At 67.1% G+C, this 18958-nt stretch carries 19 protein-coding genes and 2 tRNA genes; 11 read left to right on the top strand and 10 right to left on the bottom strand.

Annotated elements, in window-relative coordinates; all coding sequences use genetic code 11:
* Window positions 1-52 precede the first annotated feature (52 nt).
* From yccS to AC2A1N_RS03550, 6 genes are all read left to right on the top strand, one after another.
* A complete protein-coding gene (gene yccS, locus AC2A1N_RS03575) occupies window positions 53-2230 on the top strand; it encodes a YccS family putative transporter (RefSeq protein ID WP_484371505.1) in 2178 nt (725 codons plus the stop codon).
* 141 nt (window positions 2231-2371) lie between these two features.
* The gene (locus AC2A1N_RS03570; protein ID WP_061478213.1) at window positions 2372-3166 is read left to right on the top strand and encodes an SDR family NAD(P)-dependent oxidoreductase; all 795 of its coding nucleotides are present in this window, start codon (window positions 2372-2374) and stop codon (window positions 3164-3166) included.
* A gap of 98 nt (window positions 3167-3264) precedes the next feature.
* Window positions 3265-5154 carry an MFS transporter gene (locus tag AC2A1N_RS03565; RefSeq protein ID WP_061478191.1) on the top strand — a complete coding sequence of 630 codons (1890 nt, stop codon included), beginning with the start codon at window positions 3265-3267 and terminating at the stop codon, window positions 5152-5154.
* Between the two features lie 229 nt (window positions 5155-5383).
* Window positions 5384-5671 carry a CD225/dispanin family protein gene (locus AC2A1N_RS03560; RefSeq protein ID WP_005419784.1) on the top strand — a complete coding sequence of 96 codons (288 nt, stop codon included), beginning with the start codon at window positions 5384-5386 and terminating at the stop codon, window positions 5669-5671.
* Window positions 5672-5705: 34 nt separating this feature from the next.
* Window positions 5706-5984 carry a CD225/dispanin family protein gene (locus tag AC2A1N_RS03555; RefSeq protein ID WP_005419785.1) on the top strand — a complete coding sequence of 93 codons (279 nt, stop codon included), beginning with the start codon at window positions 5706-5708 and terminating at the stop codon, window positions 5982-5984.
* A 43-nt stretch (window positions 5985-6027) separates the two neighbouring features.
* Complete coding sequence (locus tag AC2A1N_RS03550) at window positions 6028-6453, top strand: DUF2752 domain-containing protein (RefSeq protein ID WP_005419786.1); 426 nt, start codon at window positions 6028-6030, stop codon at window positions 6451-6453.
* A 559-nt stretch (window positions 6454-7012) separates the two neighbouring features.
* On the opposite strand, the gene ampE is transcribed toward AC2A1N_RS03550, so the two are convergent.
* The 5 genes from ampE to AC2A1N_RS03525 form a co-directional block, all read right to left on the bottom strand.
* Window positions 7013-7900: a regulatory signaling modulator protein AmpE gene (ampE, locus tag AC2A1N_RS03545; protein WP_061478192.1), complete on the bottom strand. Its 888-nt coding sequence runs from the start codon at window positions 7898-7900 to the stop codon at window positions 7013-7015.
* Window positions 7901-8046: 146 nt separating this feature from the next.
* Window positions 8047-8952 carry an NAD(+) diphosphatase gene (gene nudC / locus AC2A1N_RS03540; RefSeq protein ID WP_061478193.1) on the bottom strand — a complete coding sequence of 302 codons (906 nt, stop codon included), beginning with the start codon at window positions 8950-8952 and terminating at the stop codon, window positions 8047-8049.
* 119 nt (window positions 8953-9071) lie between these two features.
* Window positions 9072-9464: an iron-sulfur cluster insertion protein ErpA gene (erpA, locus tag AC2A1N_RS03535; protein ID WP_005419789.1), complete on the bottom strand. Its 393-nt coding sequence runs from the start codon at window positions 9462-9464 to the stop codon at window positions 9072-9074.
* Window positions 9465-9495: 31 nt separating this feature from the next.
* The gene (locus AC2A1N_RS03530) at window positions 9496-9960 is read right to left on the bottom strand and encodes a bactofilin family protein (protein ID WP_053497672.1); all 465 of its coding nucleotides are present in this window, start codon (window positions 9958-9960) and stop codon (window positions 9496-9498) included.
* Between the two features lie 4 nt (window positions 9961-9964).
* Complete coding sequence (locus tag AC2A1N_RS03525; RefSeq protein WP_005411304.1) at window positions 9965-10708, bottom strand: DUF6776 family protein; 744 nt, start codon at window positions 10706-10708, stop codon at window positions 9965-9967.
* Window positions 10709-10887: 179 nt separating this feature from the next.
* Between AC2A1N_RS03525 and AC2A1N_RS03520 the strand changes: the two genes are divergently transcribed.
* Genes AC2A1N_RS03520 through AC2A1N_RS03510 form a run of 3 tightly spaced genes read left to right on the top strand, consistent with a single transcriptional unit; the run spans window position 10888 to window position 15675 of the window.
* Window positions 10888-11505: a DUF4126 domain-containing protein gene (locus AC2A1N_RS03520; protein ID WP_061478194.1), complete on the top strand. Its 618-nt coding sequence runs from the start codon at window positions 10888-10890 to the stop codon at window positions 11503-11505.
* 44 nt (window positions 11506-11549) lie between these two features.
* The gene (locus tag AC2A1N_RS03515; protein ID WP_061478195.1) at window positions 11550-13439 is read left to right on the top strand and encodes an EAL domain-containing protein; all 1890 of its coding nucleotides are present in this window, start codon (window positions 11550-11552) and stop codon (window positions 13437-13439) included.
* A 1-nt stretch (window position 13440) separates the two neighbouring features.
* A complete protein-coding gene (locus tag AC2A1N_RS03510) occupies window positions 13441-15675 on the top strand; it encodes an ATP-binding protein (RefSeq protein ID WP_061478196.1) in 2235 nt (744 codons plus the stop codon).
* 1 nt (window position 15676) lies between these two features.
* Here AC2A1N_RS03510 and bfr read toward each other — a convergent pair whose 3' ends face one another.
* From bfr to AC2A1N_RS03495, 3 genes are all read right to left on the bottom strand, one after another.
* On the bottom strand, window positions 15677-16147 hold the full coding sequence (bfr, locus tag AC2A1N_RS03505; RefSeq protein WP_005419804.1) for a bacterioferritin: 471 nt from the start codon (window positions 16145-16147) through the stop codon (window positions 15677-15679).
* A gap of 142 nt (window positions 16148-16289) precedes the next feature.
* Window positions 16290-16499 (bottom strand): (2Fe-2S)-binding protein, encoded by a 210-nt coding sequence (locus tag AC2A1N_RS03500; protein WP_005411309.1) that lies wholly within the window; start codon window positions 16497-16499, stop codon window positions 16290-16292.
* A gap of 204 nt (window positions 16500-16703) precedes the next feature.
* On the bottom strand, window positions 16704-17327 hold the full coding sequence (locus AC2A1N_RS03495) for an RNA pyrophosphohydrolase (protein ID WP_005419809.1): 624 nt from the start codon (window positions 17325-17327) through the stop codon (window positions 16704-16706).
* Between the two features lie 121 nt (window positions 17328-17448).
* On the opposite strand from AC2A1N_RS03495, the gene AC2A1N_RS03490 reads away from it, so the two are divergent.
* Window positions 17449-17525 (top strand) — tRNA-Met (locus tag AC2A1N_RS03490).
* Between the two features lie 55 nt (window positions 17526-17580).
* Window positions 17581-17655 (top strand) — tRNA-Gln (locus AC2A1N_RS03485).
* 323 nt (window positions 17656-17978) lie between these two features.
* Here the strand turns inward: AC2A1N_RS03485 and rpsI are convergent.
* Together rpsI and rplM are read right to left on the bottom strand one after the other, a co-directional pair.
* Window positions 17979-18371, bottom strand: a complete 393-nt coding sequence (gene rpsI, locus AC2A1N_RS03480) for a 30S ribosomal protein S9 (protein WP_005411311.1) — start codon at window positions 18369-18371, stop codon at window positions 17979-17981.
* Window positions 18372-18373: 2 nt separating this feature from the next.
* On the bottom strand, window positions 18374-18802 hold the full coding sequence (gene rplM, locus AC2A1N_RS03475; protein ID WP_005414692.1) for a 50S ribosomal protein L13: 429 nt from the start codon (window positions 18800-18802) through the stop codon (window positions 18374-18376).
* Window positions 18803-18958: the final 156 nt, after the last annotated feature.

Raw genomic sequence — 18958 nt, 5'->3', positions numbered from 1 at the left:
TATTTCACGCGCAGCCCGCAATAATGGTGGAAGACCCTTCCACCGAGCCTGCATGTCCGCCCGCCAATCCCGCCTCAGCCGCCTGTGGGCCCACGAAAAGGCCAGCTACGGCCTGCGCGTGTTCATCGCGCTGACCGCGGCCGTGGCCGTGTGCTGGCAGTTCGAGGCGCTGACCGCCCTGCCCGGCTTGTTCCTCGGCATCATCGCAAGCGCCATCGCGGAAACGGACGACAACTGGTGGGGCCGGATCAAGGCCGTGGTGTTGTCACTGTTGTGCTTCTGCATTGCGGCGGCCTCGGTGATCTGGCTGTTCCCGTGGCCGTGGATCTTCATCGGTGCGCTGGCACTGTCCACCTTCGGCCTGACACTGCTTGGCGCGCTCGGTGAGCGCTACGCATCCATTGCCCAGGCCACGGTGACGCTGGCGATCTACACGATGATCGGCTTGGAGCAGCATGGCGCCAGCGACCTCCACAGCGCGCTGGACGCGGTCAGCCATCTGCTGGCCGGTGCAGCCTGGTACGGGCTGCTGTCGATCCTGTGGACTGCGCTGTTCGCCAACCGGCCGGTGCGCGAACGCGTGGCGCGGCTGTACGTTGAGCTGGGCCGCTACCTGCAGCTGAAGGCTGCGCTGTTCGAGCCGGTGCGCGAAGCCGACCTGCAACGTCGCCAGCTCGACCTGGCCGAACAGAACCGGCGCGTGGTCGGTGCGTTGAACGAGGCCAAGACCGCGATCCTGGCCCGCTTCGGCCGTTCCGGGCGGCCGGGCGTGAACTCCGGCCTGTACCTGCGCCTGTATTACATGGCACAGGATTTCCACGAGCGCGCCAGTTCCTCGCACTACCCGTATGGCGCGCTGGTGGACGCCTTCTTCCACAGCGATGTGCTTTACCGCTGCCAGCGCCTGCTCGACCTGCAGGGCCAGGCCTGTGCCCGCCTGGGCGAGGCGATCCGGCTGCGTCGTCCGTTCGTATACGGCGAAAGCAACCAGCAGGCCGGGCGCGACCTGGCCGACGCGCTCGCCTACCTGCGTGACCAGCAGCGCCCGCAGTGGCAGCGCCTGCTCGGTTCGCTGGACCTGCTGGTTCACAACCTGCGCAGCATCGAGCGCCGCCTGCTGGATGCCGAACGTTCCGAAGCCAGCCTGGACAACGTCGACACTCGCCTGCGCGACAGCAACCCGCATACCCTGCGCGAGATGGGCGTGCGCATCCGCCAGCAGCTCACGCCCGGCTCGGTGCTGTTCCGCCATGGCCTGCGCATGGCACTGGCGCTGATCGCCGGCTTTGCAGCGATCCGGCTGTTCAATGCGCAGAACGGTTCATGGGTACTGCTGACCATCGTGTTCGTGTGCCGGCCCAACTTCGGCGCCACCCGCCAGCGCCTGGCACAGCGCATCGTCGGCACCGTCGCCGGACTGGTGCTGACCTGGGCACTGCTGCAGCTGTTCCCGCAGCTGCACGTACAGCTGCTGATCGCACTGCTGTCGGCACTGTTGTTCTTCTTCACCCGCACCGACCGCTACCTGGTGGCATCAGCCGCGATCACCGTGATGGCGCTGACCTGCTTCAACCTGATCGGCGATGGCTTCGTGCTGATCGTGCCGCGCATGGTCGATACGCTGCTGGGCTGCGCGATCGCCGCCGCCGCCGCGTTCCTGATCCTGCCCGACTGGCAGGGCCGCCAGCTGCATCTCGTCCTGGCACGCGTGCTGGATACCGCCGCTCGCTACCTGGATTCGGTGCTGGGCCAGTACCGCAGCGGCATGCGCGACGACCTGGCCTACCGCATCGCCCGCCGCGACATGCACAACGCCGACGCCGCGCTGTCCACCGCACTGTCGAACATGCTGCGCGAACCCGGCCACGTGCGCCGCAACCTGGATGCCGGCTTCCGCTTCCTGGCGCTGTCCAACACGCTGCTGGGGCATCTGTCGGCGCTGGGTGCGCACCGCGACCAGGTGGACAGCTACGCAGGCGATCCACTGGCGCTGGCCGCGGGCGATCGCGTGCGCAAGGCACTTCAGCAGCTGGCGACGGCGCTGACCGCGCGGCAACCCGTCGCGGACGATGACAACGACGCCGACCGCGCGGCGGCTGCCGAGCTGGAGCAGATCGACGAGGCGATGCCGCCGAAACTGCAGTTGATCCGTACCCAGATGGCGCTGGTACTGCGCATGCTGCCAAAGGTGCGGGCAGCGGCCAATGAGGCGGTGACCAACCTGACCTGATCCCTCATCGCTGATCGGGCATCCCATCCACGCATGGCGTGGATCTGCTGCGCCGCGTGCAACGGCGCGTTGCACCTGGCGATGCAGTTCGATCACGGCGCCAGGCGGATACTGGGCAATCGCCCGCTCTGGATCATCACCATGAAAATCGAACTCAGCGGTCGCACCGCGCTGGTCACCGCCTCCACCGCCGGCATCGGCCTGGCCATCGCCCAAGGCCTGGCCAGCGCTGGTGCGCGGGTCATTGTCAATGGCCGCAGCACCAGCAGCGTCGAGCGCGCCCGCCAGCATCTGCTCGCGGCCGTGCCGGGAGCCGACGTATTGGGTGTCGCCGCCGACCTCTCCGATGCGGCCGGTGTCGATACGCTGCTGGCCGGGCTGCCGAAGATCGACATCCTGGTCAACAACGCCGGCATCTTCGGCCCAGAGGATTTCTTCCAGACCGATGACGCCACCTGGGAGCGCTACTGGCAGACCAACGTGATGTCCGGCGTACGCCTGTCGCGTGCGCTGCTGCCAGCGATGGTCGATGCCGGCTGGGGCCGCGTGCTGTTCATTTCGTCCGAATCGGCGCGCAACATCCCGGCCGACATGATCCATTACGGGGTCAGCAAGACCGCGCAGCTGTCACTGTCGCGCGGCCTGGCCAAGCGCGTGGCCGGCAGCGGCGTCACCGTCAACGCGGTGCTGCCTGGCCCGACCCTGTCCGACGGCTTCGCGGCGATGTTCGAGGATGAACGCCGACGCAGCGGCAAGCCACTGGAGCAGATCGGCCGCGAGTTCGTGATGGCACACCGGCCGTCCTCGGTGATCCAGCGCACTGCCACGGTCGAGGAAGTGGCCAACATGGTGGTGTACCTGGCGTCGCCGCAGGCTTCGGCCACGTCCGGTGCGGCACTGCGCGTGGATGGCGGCGTGGTCGACGATATCGTCTGAGTCCGACGGCAGGTGTGCGGACCAACGGTCCGCACCCACAGGTCCGCACCCACAGCGGATGGGCAGGAATGCTAGGCTGCGCCGGTCAAGGAGGTTCCATGTCCGGTCACAACCAGTTTGCCCTGCTCCGCCAGCGCCGTTTCCTGCCGTTCTTCGTGGTACAGGCGCTCGGTGCGTTCAACGACAACGTGTACCGGCAAGCGATCATCAGCATGTTGCTGTTCATGGCCGTGCCAGAGGAGGAACTCGGGCTGTACGCCACGTTGGCACCGGCCATCTTCATCCTGCCGTACTTCCTGTTCTCGGCACTGGCCGGGCAGATCGCCGACAAACTGGAAAAATCGCGGCTGATCGTCATCACCACCACCATGGAGATCGTGATCATGTCGCTGGCCGCCGCCGGCTTCCTCACCCAGAGCCTGCCGGTGTTGCTGGTCGCCCTGTTCTGCACCGGCATGCAATCGACCCTGTTCGGCCCGGTGAAGTATTCGGTGCTGCCGTCGGTGCTCAGGCCCGAGGAGCTGACCGGCGGCAACGGCCTGGTCGAGATGGGGACCTCGATGTCGATCCTCTCCGGCATGATCGTCGGCGGCCTGGTGTTCACCGTGGCCGGGAGCCACGGCACGGTGGTGGCTGCGTGCGCGATCATCGCCCTGGCGATCTGCGGCAACATCGCCGCGCGCCTGATTCCCAGGGTCGATGCAGGCGACCCGACCCTGAAGATCAACTGGAACCCGTTGCCGGAATCGCTGGCGGTACTGCGCATGGCGCGCCAGCAGAAGGCCGTGCGCAACTCGATCCTGGGCGTGTCCTGGTTCTGGTTCGTTGGCACCGTGCTGACCTCGCAGCTACCGGCCTACGCAGTGACCAACCTGGGCGGCGAGCCGACCCTGTACATCTTCGCGCTGGCCCTGTTCTCGGTGGGCACCGGCGTCGGCTCGCTGCTGTGCGAGAAGCTGTCAGCCCGTACGGTGGAAATCGGCCTGGTACCGCTGGGCGCGTTCGGCATGACCGCGTTCCTGCTCGACCTGTACTTCGCCCGCAGCGGCGAAGCGACGGTGCACGGGCTGACCATCGCGCCGTTCCTGCAGCAGCCCGGCAGCATCCGCATCGTCATCGACCTGATCGGCATCGGCCTGTTCACCGGCATCTTCGTGGTGCCGCTGTTCGCACTGATCCAGAGCCGCACGCCGAAGGCGCAGATGTCGCGCGTGTTCGCCGCACTGAACATCCAGAACTCGGGCTTCATCGTCGCTGCGGCGTTGCTGTCGCTGGCCGCGCACACGCTGCTGCACTGGACCATTCCGCAGCAGTTCCTGGCGCTGGCCATCGCCAACGCGCTGGTGGCGATCTACATCTTCACCATCGTCCCCGAATTCCTGATGCGCTTCCTCAGCTGGCTGATGGTGCGCACCCTGTACCGGCTGCGCCCGCACGGCATCGAGGCCAACGTGCCCGACGAAGGCGCCGCACTGCTGGTCTGCAACCACGTCAGCTACATGGACGCGCTGATCCTGTCGGCGACGATTCCGCGCCCGGTGCGCTTCGTCATGTACTACAGGATCTTCAACATCCCGGTAATGCGCTGGATCTTCCGGACCGCCAAGGCAATCCCGATCGCCGGTGCGCGCGAAGACCCGGCACTGATGCAGCGCGCGTTCGACGAGATCGACGCTGCGCTGGCCGAAGGCGAACTGGTCTGCATCTTCCCCGAGGGTGCGCTGACCCGCGACGGGGAGATGGCGCCGTTCAAGTCCGGCGTCGAGAAGATCCTCGAGCGGCGGCCGGTGCCGGTGGTGCCGATGGCCCTGCGCGGCATGTGGTCGAGCATGTGGAGTCGCCGCGACAGCCGCCTCGGCCGCATGCGGGTGCCGCGCCGTTTCCGCGCTACCGTCGAGGTCGTGGCGGCACCGGCCGTCGATGGCCACGCCACCCGCGCCCCGGTGCTGGAGGCGCAGGTGCGGGCCCTGCGTGGCGATCACGCCTGATCGGCCCGGCGGCCGTCGGTAGCGCTTCCAGGCGATAGCCCCAATCCCCGGAATGACGGCCTCTGTCTCATGACAGAGACCCGTCAAATAGCGCCCAGTCAAGGGCCATACACGCCACCATCTGACTGTAAACGCATACATGCAGCGCAGGTTGAGGTAGATTACGCACCCACAGGGGGGAGGTTCGGCCAATGCACCAAGGCCGGCCACCAAGGAATGGAGTCTTGCTTTGAATCAACCGCCACCGCTCAGCCGTCCGGTCTACATCCCCAACCATCTGGTCTGGGCGATCCTGACGACGCTGTTCTGCTGCCTGCCGTTGGGCGTGGTGTCGATCGTCTATGCCTCCCAGGTCGATGGCCGCCGCGCGGCCGGCGACCTGCCGGGGGCCTACAGCGCGTCGCGCAAGGCGGGCTGGTGGGCGGTGGCTTCGGCCGTGGCCCTGCCGGTCCTGTTGCTGTTGTGGTTCGGGCTGTTCGGCGGCTTGGCCGTACTGGGCGCTCTTTCCGACCAATGATTCACCACCACCACCCATCAAGGAGCTTGAACCCATGAATACCGCCACTCCGCAGGTCCCGAACAATCTGGTCTGGGCCATCCTGAGCACCCTGTTCTGCTGCCTGCCGGCCGGCATCGTGTCGATCGTCTACGCCGCCCAGGTCAACGGCAAGCTGGCCGCTGGCGACATCGCCGGTGCCCAGGAATCCTCGGCCAAGGCCAAGAAGTGGGCCATCTGGTCGGCCATTGCCGCCGTCGTGGTCGGCGTGCTGTACGGCATCCTGATCGTCGCTCTCGGCGGCATGGGTGCGATGAGCAACAGCGGCTACTGATCCGCGTGGACGGATCCGGCGCCTGCGCCGGATCCGTTGCTGCATGTCCGCACTGCCCACCCGATCCCGACTGGCCCGCTGGGCACCGCTGCTGGCCGCCACCGGCCTGGCCGCCGGTGCCGCGCTGGTGCTGCGCAACGTCAATCCGTATGTCGCCGGCAATCCCTTGCCGAGCTGCCCGCTGTACGCGCTGACCGGCCTGTACTGCCCGGGCTGTGGCAGCACCCGCTGCCTGTATTCGCTGGTCCATTTCGACCTGCCCGGCGCGATGGCGATGAACCCGCTGCTGGTCATCAGCCTGCCCTTCCTGCTGCTGATGCTGCTGAACGTCGCCGGCATCCGTCCGCGCCTGCTGGACCCGCTGATGCGGGTGCTGGCCAATCCCACGTTCTGGCTCTGGGTACTGCCCGGGTATGCGCTGCTGCGTAACCTGCCATGGGCACCGTTTACCGCGCTGGCACCGGTCTAGGTTTCCAGCCAACGGCGCAGCCCCTCGTGGTGGGCGAGTGCATTGATACGGGATCTGGCCGGGCGGGTGGGCCGCGCAGGGGCCGCTGCAAGTACCCCGCCGGGGCCCAGCCCAGCCGCTGGCGGCTGTGCGTTCGGTCGCTCGCGAAGCAGTGCTTCGCAAGCAAAGCGCCCTCACCCATGTAAGCTCGGTCGCCGCATCCATGCGGCTCACGCCCCTGCGCAGCCCACCCGCCCGGCCTCTGACAGTTTCCGTGTGCGTCCACCACGGAAAAGAAAAAGAAGATCAAAAGCGAAAGCGGATCGCTTCGCTGCGCTCGCTCGGAGCCGAGCATGGCTCGGCTCTACAGAACATCCGTCATCGGGAAACTGTCGGGGGTGGGGCGGTGTGGGGCTGCAGGACCGTTGGCGCCATGGATGGCGCCATCGAGCCCCCAGGGAGGGGTTTACGGCGTGTCCTGCAGCCCCACACCGCCCCGCCCAACCCTCAGCAACCCAGAGCCGCTTTGGCTTTGGCGTTGGCCTCTGCAGGTGCAGGGCTGCAAGCCCTGCCAGAACACCTACGTCACCCAGCCTGCAATCACCAGCAACGCGAGGATCGCCAGCCACAGCAGCAGCATCCGCCACACCAGGCTCATCGCATCACGCAGGTCCGGCAGCCGCTGCCACACCGGCAACAGCCCCGCCTCGGTGTAATCGTGCGCGTCCTCGCGCAGCTCGGCGTTGACGCTGGCCCGCGCCACCGCGCCCAGAAACCCGATGGTGCCGACCAGGCGTTCGCCATGGGCCTGGCGCCAGGCCTTCCACGCCGTATCGAAGTTGCCGACCAGCGCCATCGAGAACGCCATCAGCTGCGCTACCGGCCACTCGATCCAGCCCAGCAGGCGCTGGGCCAGCGCCAGCGGCTCCACCGGCACGCGTGCACGCATCGGGCTTTCCGCCATCAGCGCCAGCAAGCGGTAGCCCAACGCACCGGCCGGGCCCAGCAGCAGGAACCAGAACAGCACCGCGAACCAGCGACGCAGCGCATTGAGCAAGGTCGCTTCGACCAGCGACGGCACGTCTTCGCGCAGGCTGCCACCGGCGGCCTGCAGGTTGCGCACGGCCGCCTGTCGTGTCGCCGCATCATCCGCGTCGATGATCGCTTCGATATCCCGATCCAGGTCGCGTGGCCCCCAGCACCAGGCGAGCACGCCCACCCCCAGCAGCAGCGACGGCAGGCCGAACAGCACTCCGCGCAGCAGCCACGCCAGCAGCCCCATCAGCAGCAGCGGCGGCAGCAGCGCCAGCGCCACTCCAGCCGGTCCCTGCCAGGCCTTGCCACCACGCGCATCCAGCCAGCCCAGCCAGCGCCGGAAGCCGTCGAAACGGCGCATCGAGGCGGCAGCGGCCGGGGCAACGTGGCCCAGGGCCAGCGCCACCAGCACGGCGGCCAGAGTGGTGAACATGGCAGGTCTCCCTACGAAACAGAACGCTCGGCGCCGCTACCTTACCTGTCGCAGCGGTGCCCTCGCGGGTGAACCGGACTGTAACCCGGGCCGTGTTCAGGTGGCGGCAATACAGCTGCCACGATCGGCCCGGCCGAAACGCCGGCTCAGCCTCGCTGCTGGCGGTACCAGTGTTCGATCAGGCTCCGCGAAATCGAGATCGGTGGCGACAGGCGGATGCCCTGGCCGTCGTCCTCCACATCGCGCGCCAACGCGGCGCCGACCTCGTCGGCACTGAACCAGCGCGCGTCTTCCAGCTCGCCATCCACGGTCGGCAGGTCGTCATGCGCCTGTGCACGGAAGCCGACCATCAGCGCGCCGGGGAACGGCCACGGCTGCGAACCGAGGTACTGGCAGGCGGTCACCCGCACCTTGCTCTCCTCATGGACTTCGCGCACCACGGTCTGCTCGAAGGTCTCGCCAGGTTCGACGAAGCCGGCCAGCACCGAGTAACGGCGCGGGGCCCAGTTCGACTGTCGGCCCAGCAGCAGCCGGCCCTGGTTTTCCACGGCGACGATCACCGCCGGATCGACGCGCGGATAGTGTTCGGTGGAACACTGCGCGCAACGGCCGACGAAGCCGCCACGGGCAAACGCCACCGCGCCGCCGCATACGCCGCAGAAGCGGGTGCGCGAGTGCCAGTAGGACATGCCACGGGCATAGCTGAAAGCGGTGGCATCGGCCATCGGCCACAACAACGCAGCCTGGCGCAGATCCAGTCGGCGTGGCGCGCTCACGGTGACATTGGTGGCTTCGACCGAGAACCATGCCTGATCACCGCGAAGCCCCAGGAAAACTGCGGCGCCCGGGCCACCGCCGACGTCGGCGCCGGTCAGCGCCAGCGGCTGGTCGTCATCGCCGGTGAAGGCGCTGCCATCGTGATCGAGGACGAGGATGCGCGCGCCCGGCCACAGGCGCGCCAGTGCATCGGCATCTTCGCGCAGGGCATCGGCGCGCTCCAACGGTTCGCCAACGAAGGCAAAACCGGAAAGCGGCGAAGGAGTATTGGGCATCCGCCAAGCGTGCCGCCAATCGATGCAGGTGGCAAGCCGCAGGCTTTGCGGAAACCGCCTGTGGGTGTGGAGCTTGCTCCACACACCTTGTCGCGCGGGACACAGGCCCCGCGCCCTGCTTACATGCTGAAACTGCTGCCGCAGCCGCAGGTGGTCTTTGCGTTCGGGTTGCGGATCACGAACTGGGCACCCGTCAGGCTCTCGGTGTAATCCACCTCCGCGCCCATCAGGTACTGCAGGCTCAGCGGGTCGACCAGCAGGGTCACACCGCTGGTCTGTACCGCCAGGTCATCCTCGGCACGGTTCTCGTCGAACTCGAACCCGTACTGGAAGCCCGAACAGCCGCCTCCCTCGATGTACACACGCAGGGCCAGGTCGGGGTTGCCCTCTTCCTGGATCAGGGATTTGACCTTGGCGGCCGCCGACTCGGTGAAGTTCAGCGGGCGCTCCAGCGATTGGTAATCGGGCGCGGCAACCGGGGTGGCGCCGGGCAGGGAGACTAGCGTGCTCATGCTGCCAGCATGGGGGTGCCGACGACGGCTTTCAAGCCATCGCCTCGGCCAGCTTGCGACGCGCGGCGGTATCGCCCTTGCCATCATGGGCGTCTTCGCCTTCCGGCGCCGGCAAGGCTGCCATCGGGGCGCTGGCATGGATCAGGCGGCCGTTCAGCTGCGCGCCCGCGTTCATCTCCACCACCTGGTAATGGACGTTGCCATTGACCCGTGCGCTCGGGGTCAACTCGACCTTCTCGGTAGCGTGTACATCGCCGTCCAGGCGGCCACTGATGACCACCACCTGGGCCCGGATCTCACCTTCGATCACGCCGTGCTCGGCAACCGTCAGGGTCGCACCACTGGCGCCTTCGGCGGCGATCACCTTGCCGTGGATGCGGCCTTCCACATACAGGCCACCACTGAATTCCACATCACCGCGGATCACCACCTGGTTGCCGATCAGGGCATCCACCACCAGCTGGCCTTCACGGTTGGATTTGCTGCTTCCGAACATCTGCCTACTCCCCTTTGCTGGCCGGCGCACCGGCCTGTTTCCAGTCGAATACCTGGGTGGTACCCCCCGTACCACTCCCCAATGTCACCCGCACGCGTTGCGGGGTGAAGTCAGCCGGCAGCATCACGCTGCCGGTGAGCTGCTGGAAGTACCGGAACGAGTAGTCCTGTCCCGGCACCTTGCTGCGCTGGTGCAGATCATCCCAGCTGATCGTGGCCAACTTGCCGTTCTTCACGCCTTCCACGGTGAAGCGCATCTGCCCCTGGCTGATGGCCCCGCGGTTGAGGTTCTGGGTCAGCACGGCGGTGTACTGCCAGGTGCCGGCCGCTTCCGGGCTGAACTCGATCGAATGGGTGTTCAGGCCCTTGCGCTGGCTGGTCGAGCCGACCAGCCGCTCATAGAAGGCAACATCGGCGCGCAGCCCGGCGATTTCCTCATCGCGCTCGGCCAGCGAGGACTGCACCTCGGTATTGGCGGCACGGCTGATGCGGTCGGAGGCTTCCAGCGTGGCCTGCTTCTGGCGCAGCTCGGTCAGCTGTGCCTGCAGCGTCTCGGCACGCTTCTCGGCGGCCTGCAGGCGCTGGCCCTGGGCATCGCGCGGGGTGGCCATCCAGCAGCCGCCAAGCACCGCCAGCACCAGGCTGAGCAGCCAGATGCCGCCGATCACCAGCAGGCGGCGACGGTCGGCAGGCGGTTGCGGCGCGCCGGGCAGGCGGACCTGCACGCGCATGGGAGGACGGTTGGTCATGGGTGGTTTCCGGGGTATCGCAAGGGCGACACCGGTACGGCCCCTGTGGCAAACGACGGGCTAGTGTATGACAGGACGGGTGGGTTTCCTGCGCAGTGGCCGGCCACGGTCTGTGGCGTTCAGGCACGCCATCGTCGATAGTGTGGCCCCCTGCACAGTTCCGTCGCCGGAGCACCGCCATGACCGAAGCCCACCTGTTCGTGATCGGCATCCTGCTGGCCTGGCTGGCCGGTATCCGCGTCTACCTCACCGTGTTCGGTGTCGGCCTGGCCGGGCTGCTTGGCTGGGTCGACCTGCCCCCCGCCCTGCAGGCCACCGAATCCTGGTGGGTGCTGGGCACCTCGGCGACGCTGGCGGTGGCCGAGTTCTTCGCCGACAAGATCCCTGGCGTGGATTCGGTGTGGGACCTGGTGCAGACGCTCGCGCGCGTACCCGCCGGCGCATTCCTTGCGGCGGCCACGCTGTCGCCGGATGGCCAGCTGGGCACCGGTGCGCTCGCCGCCGGTGCCGGCGTCGCCCTGGCCAGCCATGGCCTGAAGGCCGGTACCCGCGCCCTGCTCAACACCTCGCCGGAACCGGCCAGCAACTGGGTCGCCTCTGCGGCCGAAGACACCGTCGTGATCGGTGGCCTGGCCCTCGCCCTGGCACACCCGTGGATCGCGCTGATCGTGGTGCTGGCCTGCAGCCTGGCCGGTGCGCTGCTGGTGTGGCTGGTCTGGCGCGCCCTGTGGAAGGGCGTGCGCTGGCTGGCGCGCGGTGCATCGGCAGCACCGCCAGGGCACACCGGTACCGGCTGAGCGCCGGGCTTGTCGCATAATGGACGCGAACACCAGGAGCACCGATGGCCGCAAACGAATCCCCCGCGGGCGCCCGCCCGGGACGCGCTGAAACCCCTCCGGCTGACCATTGGCAACGCTGGGCCCCCGAGACGGCACCTCCGGCCGTGGACCCACCGATGGCGGCGACCCCATCTCCTGTCGCGGCCGATGCGTCCACGCCGGCCAACAGCGCGCCGCCGCCGCTGCCCGGCCCGGTCGCACTGGCCGACGCCGGCAACAACGATCTGGCCCCGTCGCCATCGGACTCGCCCTACCGCGTGCTGATCGTTGAAGACGATCGCGCGCAGGCCCTGTTCGCGCAGAGCGTGCTGCACGGCGCCGGCATGCAGGCGATCGTCCACAACGATGCCGATGCCGCGCTGCAGGCCATCAAGGAGCACCGCCCCGACCTGATCCTGATGGATCTTCATCTGCCCGGCCTGGACGGCATGCGCCTGACCGCGCTGATCCGCCAGCAGCCCGGCCTGCAGCTGCTTCCGATCGTGTTCCTCAGCGGTGATCCGGATCCGGAGCGCCAGTTCGAAGTCCTCGACAGCGGCGCGGACGACTACCTGAGCAAGCCGATCCGGCCCCGCCACCTGATCGCAGCGGTGGCCAACCGCATCCGCCGCGCACGAGCCCAGGCCGCCACCCTCCCCGGCGCCACCGGTGCACCGGCCACCAGCAATCCGGAAACCGGCCTGCCGACGCGCCACCACGTGCTGCAGCAGCTCAACACCGCACTCGCCCACCGCGATCAGGGCGGCGTGTTCTTCATCGAAGTGGCCAGCGCGCTGGGCCTGCGCGAACGCTATGGCTATGCCGCGTTTGAACGGCTGATGGTGCAGGCCGGGCAGCGCCTGGCCGAAGCCGGCCATCCGCACCTGCTGGCACGCCTGAACGACAACAGTTTCCTGCTGCTGGCCCGCAGCGCCGACGAGGACGCCCTTGACAGCATCGCTGCCAGCCTGCGCGAGCAGCTGTCGGCACGTGCCTTCGTGATCCGCGACGACGAATCCGTGCACCTGCGCGGCGTAGTCGGCTATGCACCGCTGTCACCGGGCTTCGACGATGCCAGCAGTGCGTTGGAAGCCGTCGAGCGCACCACCCTGCAGGCGCGCCTGCTCAGCGCCGGCGTGGCCGGCCATGTGCACCGCCAGGCAGTCACCGAACAGGAACACCTGGCGCTGCTGGAAGGACAGCTGGAACTGGCCTATCAGCCGATCGTCGCTGTTGCCGGCGGCAACACCGCGCAGTACCAGTTGCTGTTGCGCCTTCGCCAGGCCGACGGCACCGTGCTGGCGGCCGGGCAGGTGATCCCGGCCGCGGAAGCCGCGGGCCGCATCGCCGATCTCGACCAGCAGGTGATGGACCACGCGCTGGGGCTGCTGGACCTGTACCGCCACGCGACGCAGCCAATGAACCTGTTCGTCTCGCAGTCGCTGCGCACCCTGCAGCGCGACGCCTTCGCCGACTGGCTGCTGGAATCACTGCAGCAGCGTGACCTGCCGGGCAGTGCATTGGTGATCGACGTGCGCCTGCCGGACGCACTGATCCACACCGTGCCGCTGCAGCAGTTCTGCCAGCGCATGGCCAGTGTCGGGGTGCGCTTCTGCCTGAGCCAGTTCGAACCCAGCGGCGAGGCCGATGCCCTGCTGAACCAGCTGCCGCTGTCGTTCGTGCGCATGGCTGCGCGCTTTTCCAGCAGCCATGCCAATCCGGCCATGCGCGAGGAGCTGCGCAAGGCGATCGATCAGGCCCATGCCGCCGGGCTGCAGATCATCGGCCAGCAGATCGAGGATCCGCAGGCTGCGGCGGCGATGTGGGTCGGCGGCGTCGACTACATCCAGGGCAACATGGTGCAGTCGGCCGGCAGCGACCTGAACTTCGACTTCCACAACGCGGTGCTCTGACGTGCCGCTGTGGGGCGTGCTGCTGGTTGCCCTCGCCGCGGCCACCATCGCGCTGATGGTGCTGGGCCTGCGGCTTCGTGCGCGCGACCGTGCGCTGGCGCAGCTGCAGCGCACGCACGGCGCGCTGGCCGCTGAACGGGACCAGCTACGCCATACCACTGAACGCCAGGGCCAGCTGGAACAACAGCTGCTGCAGGCCAAGCAGGCCGCCGAGGCGGCCGTGCTGGCCAAGGGCGAGTTCCTGGCCACGATGAGCCACGAGATCCGCACCCCGCTCAATGGCATCCTGCCGATGCTGGAGCTGATCGCACGCGGGCCACTGGGCGAGGACCAGCGGCAGATGCTGGCCACCGCCTCGGCCAGCTCGCAGCAGCTGCTGCGCATCGTCGACGACATCCTCGACTACTCCCGGCTGGAAGCACAGGCGCTGGAGCTGGAAATCACCAGCTTCAACCTCCGCGATCTGCTCGATGGCGTGGTGCAGCTGATGCAGCGCGCCGCCGACGCCAAGGGCCTGGCACTGGGCCTGCAGCTGGATCCATCGGTGCGCCTGCCGGTGCGCGGCGACCCGGTGCGCCTGCGCCAGGTGCTGAGCAACCTGCTGGCCAATGCGATCAAGTTCACCGCCCGCGGCCAGGTGCAGCTGCGTGTGCTGCGCCTGGGCGAAGGTGCCGCGCAGCACCAGCTGCGCTTCGAGATCATCGATACCGGCATCGGCATCGACGACACGCTGCAGGCACGCCTGTTCCAGTCTTTCAGCCAGGCCGACGCATCCACCACGCGCATCTACGGCGGCACCGGTCTGGGCCTGGCCATCTGCAAGCGCATCATCGACCTGATGCATGGGCGTATCGGTGTGCAGTCCACGCCCGGCCAGGGTGCTACGTTCTGGTTCGAGATCCCGCTGCTGAAGGTTCCTGGCGACCTGCCAGCGATGACGCGCGCGCCGGCACCGCTGCTGCTGTTCAGTGCCGATGCAACGCTGCAGGCACGCATCGAGCGCGTCGCTGCCCACCATGGACTGCAGGTGCAGGTGCTGGCGCAACTGGACAGCGTGGTCGAGCGCCTGCGCGCTCCGGCGCGGCCCGGAAAACCGGCACCCGCCTGGCTGCTGGTCGATGCGCGCGCACGCCGCAATGGCGAGGCCACGCTGCAGCTTGCACTGGGAGAACGCGGCGACGACGATGCACTGCAGGTACTGTGGCTGCAGGAGGATGCGATTGCGCAACGCCCCCGCCAGCGCCAGCTGCCCTCCCACTTCGACGACGCCGCCCTGCATGCACTGCTGGCGGCACCGGTCGCCTCTGCCCGCCCCGCTGCGCTGCTGGCCAGCGCGGAACACGAGCAACCGGCTGCCACGCTGCCGCCGCTGCATCTGCGCGTGCTGGTGGTGGAGGACAATACGGTGAACCGGATGGTGGCCGAGCAGCTGCTGCGGGTGTTCCAGTGCGAGGTGCGCAACGCCGCCGATGGCGAACAGGCCCTGGCCGCCCTTCGCGAAGGCGGGATGGACATCGTGCTGATGGATTGCCAGATGCCGGTGCTGGACGGCTACGCCGCCACGCGCCGCTGGCGCGCCGAAGAAGCGGAAACCGGGCGTGCGCGACTGCCGATCATCGCGATGACCGCCAATGCGATGGCCGGCGACCGCGAGCGCTGCCTGCAGGCCGGCATGGACGATTACCTGTCCAAGCCGATCGCGCGCGCAACGCTGCATGCGCTGCTGCAGCGCTGGGGTGGCGGTAAAGCGGCATCACCTGCACGGCCTTCTGTAGAGCCGGGCCATGCCCGGCTGACGGCCAACTGCAGTCGCACGCCATCAGCCGAGCATGGCTCGGCTCTACCGAATCCGGAAAAGCAGGTGGCGCCAGCACCACAACCGGTGCTCGACCGCGATGTGCTGGATGAACTGCACGCGGTGATCGGCGATGCTGCCACCCAGATCGTCACGGTGTTTCTTGAAGATGTGCCGGCGATGGTGCAGCAGTTGCAGCTGGCCGCGCGGAACAGCGATGAACCGCGCATGCAGGCCGTCGCGCACAGCCTGAAATCATCAAGCGCGAACGTGGGAGCGTTGTCGCTGTCGGCGATCGCGCAGCGGATCGAGCACGAAGCCCGTAGTGGCAGCCTGCAGCGCCCCGCAGTGGCGGTGGCGCTGCTGGTTGCGGAATTCGCCCGGGCGCGCGTTGCACTGACGGGCTACCTGGCACAGCATCGCGCCGGCCAGGACCGCTGATTCACTCTTCCAGCTTGCTCAGCAGGTACTTCGGCTCGCCGATGCGCTCGATCAGGTCGAGCTGGGTTTCCAGCCAGTCGATGTGTTCTTCCTCCGAGTCGAGGATCTTCACGAACAGCTGGCGGCTGACGTAGTCACCCACCGAATCGGAATAGGCCACGGCCTCGCGCAGGGTGACCACGCCATCGCGTTCCAGCGACAGGTCGCACTGCAGGATCTCGGTCGGGTTCTCGCCGATGCGCAGCTTGCCCAGCGCCTGGAAGTTCGGCAGGCCTTCAAGGAACAGGATGCGGTCGGCGAGCATGTCGGCATGCTTCATCTCGTCGATCGATTCCTTGTACTCATGTTCGGCCAGTTCCTTGATGCCCCAGTTCTTCAGCATCTTGGCGTGCAGGAAGTACTGGTTGATCGCGGTCAGCTCGTTGTAGAGGACCTTGTTGAGGAATTCGATGACCTTGGTGTCGCCCTTCATGGGGATGCTCCTGCACGCTGAAAACGCAGGCACTGTAACGCCTTGCGTGCGGTGGTGAAGGAACGCGAATCGTGCGCATTGGCCTGCGCGGTTGCAGGTGAAGGACGCGAAAGCGCGGCGTCAACAGGCCGCGAGGAAACGATCAGGCGACCTGGGCGAGGCCCAATACCGGCAGCGGCAGATCGTGCGTCGCGCGTGCCTTGGCCAGCAGGTCGCCGGCCATGTCCAGGCACGAACCGCAGGTGGCACCGCAACCGGTACGCATGGTCAGTTCGGCCACCGTGCTGACGCCATGGCTGGCGGCTTCGCGGATCTGGTGGTCGGTGACTCCGTTGCAGATGCAGACGTACACAGGCGGGAACCGGGCTGACAGGCCAGAAGCGGCCTGTTGCGTATTCCAATGGAAACGAGAATGGTTGTCAATCAGAGACCTGAACCATTCTCGATACCGTTCAGAGTCGGATTGACCGGCCCGGCGGGCAGCCAGGTCCTGGTGGAAACAGCCGGCGGGGGACGCGTCGTGACGGATCGGCCCACAGCCTGCGTGGCCTCCCATTCAAACCGCCCCGGACTCCCCCTTGGCCTTGCGCGGCCAGTAGCCGCCGCGCTTGGGCGTGCGCTTCCGGGGCCTGTCGTGGCCGGCTGCGTGGCCCGGCATCCAGGCCTCGGCGGCACTCTTGGGCATGGCGCTGACGCCCTGCCCGGCCACCCCACGCGCCAACGGCGCCAGGTGTCGCAGCGCGCGCGCATAGACGCCACGCTTGAACATCACCACGTGCTCCACCGGGTACCAGAAGTCCACCCACCGCCAGTGGTCGAACTCGGGCGAGTCGGTATGGTCCAGCTGCACATGCGATTCATCGCCGGTCAGGCGCAGCAGGAACCAGACCTGCTTCTGGCCGATGCAGACCTGCCGCTCATTGCGGCGGATGGCCCGTGCCGGCAGCTTGTAGCGCAGCCAGCCGGGCGTCGCCCCGAGCACTTCCACGTGCTCAGGCAGCAGGCCGGTCTCTTCCTGCAGTTCACGATACATGGCCTCGACAGGCGTCTCGTCGGTGTTCATGCCGCCCTGCGGGAACTGCCAGCCGTCCCGGCGCACGCGTCGTGCCCAGAACACCTGGCCGTCCTGCCGCATCAGCACGATGCCGACGTTCGGTCGATAGCCGTCCGGATCGATCACGATGCGGACTCCTAAGAAAATCTACTGGTCGGGACTATCCCATGCCCTCTGTCGGCCCACAAGCACGGCACAAAAGTGTTGACAGGGCCGATACACATCCGCAGAATAGCGGGCTCACCAAGGCTATGTAGCTCAGCCGGTTAGAGCACAGCACTCATAATGCTGGGGTCGGTGGTTCGAGTCCACCCATAGCCACCACATTGAAAATCAAGTTGTTTTTCAGTGTGAAAAGTGAGAAAATAGCTGCACGTTTTGCCCCGTCGCCAAGCGGTAAGGCACCTGACTCTGACTCAGGCATTCGGTGGTTCGAATCCATCCGGGGCAGCCAAATTAAAAGCAAAAGGCCAGATCGAAAGATCTGGCCTTTTGCTTTTAATTTGGTCGCGCATTCCACCTTATCCCCGCGCCTGTCGGCGCGCCCCCTTGAACAACAAGGGGACTCTTCTCCAGAGAGAGGCCCGGGGTCGGATCCTTTTCCAAAGGAAAGGGCTCTGACCCCACCCCTTCCGAGATGCGAAACCATGGGTAGTGCCGGCCGCTGGCCGGCAACCCGGAAATGCATCCCCCCGAAACGACAAAAGCCCGGCCGAAGCCGGGCTTTTGCTTTCCCATCCAGCGGGCTCCCGAAGGAGCCCAACCAGGCGCGGTAGATCAGCGCTTGGAGAACTGGGTGGCGCGGCGGGCCTTGTGCAGACCAACCTTCTTACGCTCGACTTCACGGGCGTCACGGGTCATGAAGCCAGCCTTGCGCAGCTCGGACTTCAGGGTTTCGTCGTACTCGACCAGAGCACGGGCGATGCCCAGACGGATCGCACCGGCCTGGCCGGTGGTGCCGCCGCCAGCGGCGGTGACCAGGATGTCAAAGCTTTCGGTGTTCTTGGTCAGCTCGAGCGGCTGGCGCACGATCATGCGCGCAGTCTCACGACCGAAGAACTCGTCCAGCGGACGGCCATTGACGGTGATGTTGCCCGAACCCTTGCGCAGGAACACGCGAGCGGTGGAGGACTTGCGGCGGCCAGTGCCGTAGTTTTGAGTGATAGCCATGATTAGATATCCAGAACCTGCGGCTGCTGTGCGGCGTGCGGATGCTCAGTGCCGGCGTAGACCTTGAGCTTGCGGTACATCTGGCGACCCAGCGGGCCCTTCGGCAGCATGCCCTTCACGGCGATCTCGATCACGCGCTCCGGGTGGCGCTCCAGCGCCTGTGCCAAGGATTCGGTCTTCAGGTTGCCGATGTAACCGGTGAAACGGTGATACATCTTGTCCTGCAGCTTCTTGCCGGTGACGGCAATCTTTTCTGCATTGATGACGACCAGGTAGTCGCCGGTATCAACGTGCGGGGTGTAGACCGGCTTGTGCTTGCCGCGCAGACGGCGGGCCAGCTCGGTGGCGAGACGGCCCAGGGTCTTGCCCTCGGCGTCGACGAGGTACCAGTCGCGCTGGACGGTCTCGTTCTTGGCAGTGAAAGTGCTCATGAAGAACTCTAGGTTAGGTCGGGCTCATTGCGGCGAAAGGCTCACCGGAACTCTGCCACGCGTTGTGAAAAGGTGAAGCGTAAGAGGCGGGATTGTACGCAGGTCAGACCCCCGTTGCAAGCCGGCCCCTGACCGGGTTGGCAGGGGGACGGGGCC

The sequence above is a fragment of the Stenotrophomonas maltophilia group sp. SKK55 genome, assembly GCF_057179845.1.
This window is presented reverse-complemented; position numbering and strand designations above follow the sequence as displayed.